Annotated in this window: 6 protein-coding genes; 4 read left to right on the plus strand and 2 right to left on the minus strand. The window is 42.7% G+C overall.

Annotated elements, in window-relative coordinates:
- Positions 1-105 precede the first annotated feature (105 nt).
- Positions 106-306 (minus strand): DUF536 domain-containing protein, encoded by a 201-nt coding sequence (locus tag EKM87_RS12125; RefSeq protein WP_225361824.1) that lies wholly within the window; start codon positions 304-306, stop codon positions 106-108.
- A 19-nt stretch (positions 307-325) separates the two neighbouring features.
- Between EKM87_RS12125 and EKM87_RS12130 the strand changes: the two genes are divergently transcribed.
- The 4 genes from EKM87_RS12130 to EKM87_RS12145 all read left to right on the plus strand — a co-directional run bounded on the left by EKM87_RS12130 (position 326) and on the right by EKM87_RS12145 (position 3,666).
- The gene (locus EKM87_RS12130; protein WP_236008262.1) at positions 326-634 is read left to right on the plus strand and encodes a TetR/AcrR family transcriptional regulator; all 309 of its coding nucleotides are present in this window, start codon (positions 326-328) and stop codon (positions 632-634) included.
- Between the two features lie 222 nt (positions 635-856).
- Positions 857-1,561, plus strand: coding sequence for an NUDIX hydrolase (locus EKM87_RS12135; RefSeq protein WP_107696700.1), 705 nt, complete (start codon positions 857-859; stop codon positions 1,559-1,561).
- A 115-nt stretch (positions 1,562-1,676) separates the two neighbouring features.
- Positions 1,677-3,116: a nicotinate phosphoribosyltransferase gene (locus EKM87_RS12140; RefSeq protein WP_057785053.1), complete on the plus strand. Its 1,440-nt coding sequence runs from the start codon at positions 1,677-1,679 to the stop codon at positions 3,114-3,116.
- A gap of 1 nt (position 3,117) precedes the next feature.
- A complete protein-coding gene (locus EKM87_RS12145; RefSeq protein WP_003712348.1) occupies positions 3,118-3,666 on the plus strand; it encodes a cysteine hydrolase family protein in 549 nt (182 codons plus the stop codon).
- A gap of 340 nt (positions 3,667-4,006) precedes the next feature.
- Here EKM87_RS12145 and EKM87_RS12155 read toward each other — a convergent pair.
- The coding region (locus EKM87_RS12155; RefSeq protein ID WP_164506506.1) for a recombinase family protein at positions 4,007-4,552 on the minus strand (546 nt) is incomplete at its 5' end.

Genomic DNA, 4,552 nt, shown 5'->3' on the forward strand with positions numbered 1-4,552 from the left:
GGAATGCCTCCTGTGATGTTTTCTGTGGTTACTAAATATCATAAGGGAAGGCATTCCCTATTTCTATACAATTCAGAAATCTTTTATGCATTTACACAAGATATTTTACGCTCTCTCAGATTCGGTTTGTTGAGGTAATGATGGTTGTGATTGTTTGTGTGTAGTTAAATCTAATTGTTGTGCTTGATCGGCAATCCTATTAGTCGTTGCAATCTGTTCGTCCTTAACCTCTAACTGCTGTTTAAGTAGCTCAATAAAAGCTGATTGTTCTTTGGTTTGAGCCTGTAAAAAATTATTAACCGTCAAACCGTACCAAGAAATTTTCGTGATCGATATTAGTAACCAAGCCCGTATTTCCCGGCGGACTTTTTACCGGAATTTCAAAAGCAAAGACGATGTGATTAATCAGTATGTTATTTCCTTACTAAAGAAATACACTGATTGGATCTTGCAAGTTAACCCCCAAACCTATAAAGAAGTCATCGATGACTTCTTTACTTACTGGCCAGCTCACTCAGCTAAATTGGCTTTGTTAGTTAAAGCTGGTTTAAGCTATAAGATCTTGGATAATACTAACCAAACGATGCCGGTTTTCTTTCGGCGTTTCCATCTCCGCCACCCCAGTGTTGCTTGACACGTCGATGTCACTAACGATACCAAAGTTGAATATATGACCCGCATTGCCGTCGGTATTTTCTGGAATACTTTTTGCTTATGGTTAGCCCAGCCGACGTCGATCACCATTCAAAATTTAGCAATCCTCGTCAAACATGATTTAAAGCAACTGGGCAATTACTAGTGGCCGAGAAATGCTAAAATAGAGTTGAGTTAACAATTATGAAGGGAGGAGCGTCAATTGGATAGTGAAATTATTGCCCGGCCATTGGTGACCATCACCAACGTCATTTGGAGTTTTAATACTGAATTACACCGACCACAATTACTATTGATTAAGCGGGCAGATGAACCTCTAAAGGGACATTGGGCCCTCCCCGAAACCCTCTTGCGGAGTAAAGAGAGTGCCGACGCGGCCTGCATTCGTCTAATTGACGATAAAATTGGCCTGCAAGTTCCGATGAATTCAACCGAACAACTGGCCACCTTTACAGATCCCAAGCGGGTTACGGGAACTCGGGCACTGGCACTCGCCTATATGACCTATTTACCATCAACCCCAAAATTGCATCCAGGGTATGGGGCCACAGATGCCCAATGGTTCGTGCTTGATAAAGATCAGGGCAACTATGTGATCACCCATGACCAACAGGAGATTATCCTAAGTCCCGCCGGTCACCTGGTCTTTGATCATATTCAAATCATTACTACCGCCATTAATCGGATTAAAAACAAGCTGGACTATCAACCCCAAATTCTTCGGATCTTAGGTAATACCTTTACCCTGCGCCAAGCGCGCGAAGTCTTTGCGGCTTTCTTAGGTACGACAATTGACAAGATTGATAATTCCAACTTTAAGAAAACTCACAACCACCTCTTCAAAGAAGTCGGGGTCGCCACTTTGAACCATTCTGGGCGGCCACCAAAGCTCTACCAACTTAACTAAAGGGCATCATTTGCATTTTGCTGCAAAGTATTTATACTAGACGTAAATAAAAGTCAACCATACTTTTATTTTTAGCCAAATTAAAGTAATTTTTACTTAAAAGGAAGCATTTAAGATGAATCTACAACTATTAACCGACTTATATGAATTTTCCATGGCCAATGGGTACTACGCTACCCTACCCCATGATCGACAAGCTCGCTTCGACGTCTTTTACCGCCGGGTTCCCGACAACGGTAGTTTTGTCATTGTCGCTGGTCTCCAGCAGGTGGTAGAACAAGTTCAAAATTGGCATTTCACTAAGGAGAATATTGAATACCTGACCTCCCTGAATGAATTTACTCCCGAGTTTTTGGATTACCTGAGCAAGATTAAAAATCACTGCTCGATTAAGGCTTTACCAGAAGGAACCCCTGTTTTCCCACGGGAACCAATTATTTCAATTAGTGGACCGTTGATTGAAGCCCAGCTGTTAGAAACCTTTATTCTAAACATCATTAACCATCAATCATTAATTGCGACGAAGTCTTGGCAAATCAACCATGCCGCTCAAGGCCGACCAATTATGGAATTTGGCGCGCGGCGGGCGCAAGGCCCTGATGCCGCCACGTATGGGGCGCGAGCCGCGGTGATCGGCGGTTGTACCAGCACGTCGAACTTACAAGCAGCCAGTAAATTTAATATTCCCGCGGCCGGCACAATGGCACATGCCTGGGTCGAAAGCTTCTCTGATGAATTAAGTGCCTTTCAAGCTTGGGCCAAGGTTTATCCTGACAAAGTTTCCTTGCTCGTTGATACTTATGATGTCTTGAAGTCAGGAGTGCCGAACGCGATTCGGGTCTTCAAGCAAGTTAGCGCTCAAGGGCACCAACCAGTCGGGATCCGGATAGATTCCGGTGACATTTCGCAATTAGCCATCAAAGCCCGGAAGATGCTCGATGATGCTGGCTTCCCCAAGGCAAAGATTACAGCTTCAAATGCCCTTGATGCGCATGTAGTTAAGTCGTTGTTGGATGAAGGAGCTCCAATTGATAACTTTGGGATTGGGGAACGTTTAATTACCAGTTCCTCCAGTCCGGTATTAAGTGGCGTTTATAAGCTCGCCGAAGAAAAGATTAATGATCAATGGATCCCAAAAATTAAGGTTAGTGATAGCAGAGAAAAGATCACCCTTCCTGGTAATAAGCAAGTTTACCGGATTTACCGGCAAGATAACCTTCATCAAGCGATCGCCGATGTGATTGCCCTGGCTGATGAGCACATCACGGCTCCATTGAAAGTGGTTAATGCTAATTCGGCAGCCACGCACGCCAGCCAAGTTCTGACTAATTTTAATGCTAAGCCATTGATGCAAGAATATCTGGGTTCCAATGCTTCCCCAATCGAAAATGATCTCTTTAAGATTCAGCAATTCTCAATGGATCAAGTAGCAGAATTACCAGAAGCCACAAAACGGTTAGTTAACCCCGATCGGTACCCAGTTTACTTAACAGCTACATTGGCTGAATTGCAAGAACAGTTAATTACTAAAGCTCAATTTACGGAGGAACATTAAGATGGCTAAAGCGCTCTTAATTATTGACTATACAAACGACTTTGTGGCTGATAAGGGATCACTAACGGTTGGCAAGCCAGCGCAGACGTTGGCCCCAGAAATTATGCGGTTAGCCGATCAATTCTTAAGCCAGCATGATTATGTGATCTTTCCTACTGATGGTCACCGGCTTAATGACCCATTCAATCCAGAAACCAAACTATATCCGGCCCATAATATTATTGGGACGACCGGTCAGAAACTATACGGCCAAGTCGGCAGCTGGTTTGATCAACATCATGACGACTCCCATGTCTACAAATTCAATAAGAACCGTTACTCCTCCTTCCAAAACACCAATTTGGATAACTACCTGCGGGAACGGCGGATTGATGAAGTCTGGATTGCTGGTGTCTGCACTGATATTTGTGTCCTCCACACCGCAATCAGTGCCTACAACCTGGATTACCACATTGTGATTCCACAAGCAGCCGTGGCCACGTTCTCACCAGCTGGTGCTGAATGGGCGATGAATCATTTTAAAAACGTATTAGGGGCCACAATTCGATAATTCACTTTCAAATGATTATCAAAAAAACCACGAATTAATTACAAAAAATTCCCTTTGCTAAATGCATTGGGAATTTTTCTTTTGGCGTTACCTTTCTAGGGTAAAAGGTAACATTTTATTTTCAAATACAATCTTGAAAATAAAAACGTGTACGATGAATCGAAAGCTACTAAGCATGCAATCGAAGAATGGAACAACAAACACTTTCAGAACTATGTTGAGCACAGTTGTTTGCATTCCGATTAATAAATGATACCACTCTAACATGATTCCCATCATTTTCTCAAAATAGTTTTGCTGCTCATAAAAAACGGTTTTTAATTTATCTGACATATAAGTCTCATCTTTTTATATTAAACTTTTTGCGATATCTGATAAAGGTCGTCCGTTTAATCCCGGTATTTCGAGTCACATCAATGTCACTCATGCCTGCCTGGTAAAGCTTAAAAGCATGTTGCAGGCGGGGATCGTCTTGGGTGTATTGGGGTTTGCGCCCATGATATTTACCCTGTCGCTTAGCTAAGGCAATTCCTTGCTGCTGGCGCTCAATGATTCGCTTACGTTCACTTTCGGCCTGATACTTATAGAGTTCAATAATCAAGTTGGTCATCAGTTGCCGTAAGTTGGGATCCGCAATCCCGGTCATGGACGGTAAATTTAACACATCTAAGGTGGCCCCCTTATTTTGAATGGTGTTCATAATCTTAGTTAAATCCTGGTTGTTTCTGCCTAAGCGATCTAATTCAGTGACCAGGACGATATCACCCTCACGAATATAGGCCAGCATTTTTTGCAGTTCTGGCCGATTAGTGTTAGCCCCACTTAATTTATCCGTAAATAATTTATCAACGTCTTTTAAAGCCGCTAACTGTCGATCTAAATGTTG

Source organism: Levilactobacillus yonginensis (genome assembly GCF_003946265.1).
Taxonomy (GTDB): domain Bacteria; phylum Bacillota; class Bacilli; order Lactobacillales; family Lactobacillaceae; genus Levilactobacillus; species Levilactobacillus yonginensis.

Excerpts from the sequence above, each read along its gene's own strand:
- EKM87_RS12140 (WP_057785053.1), top strand. The coding sequence starts at position 1,677 with ATGAATCTACAACTATTAACCGACTTATATGAATTTTCCATGGCCAAT.
- EKM87_RS12145 (WP_003712348.1), top strand. The coding sequence starts at position 3,118 with ATGGCTAAAGCGCTCTTAATTATTGACTATACAAACGACTTTGTGGCT.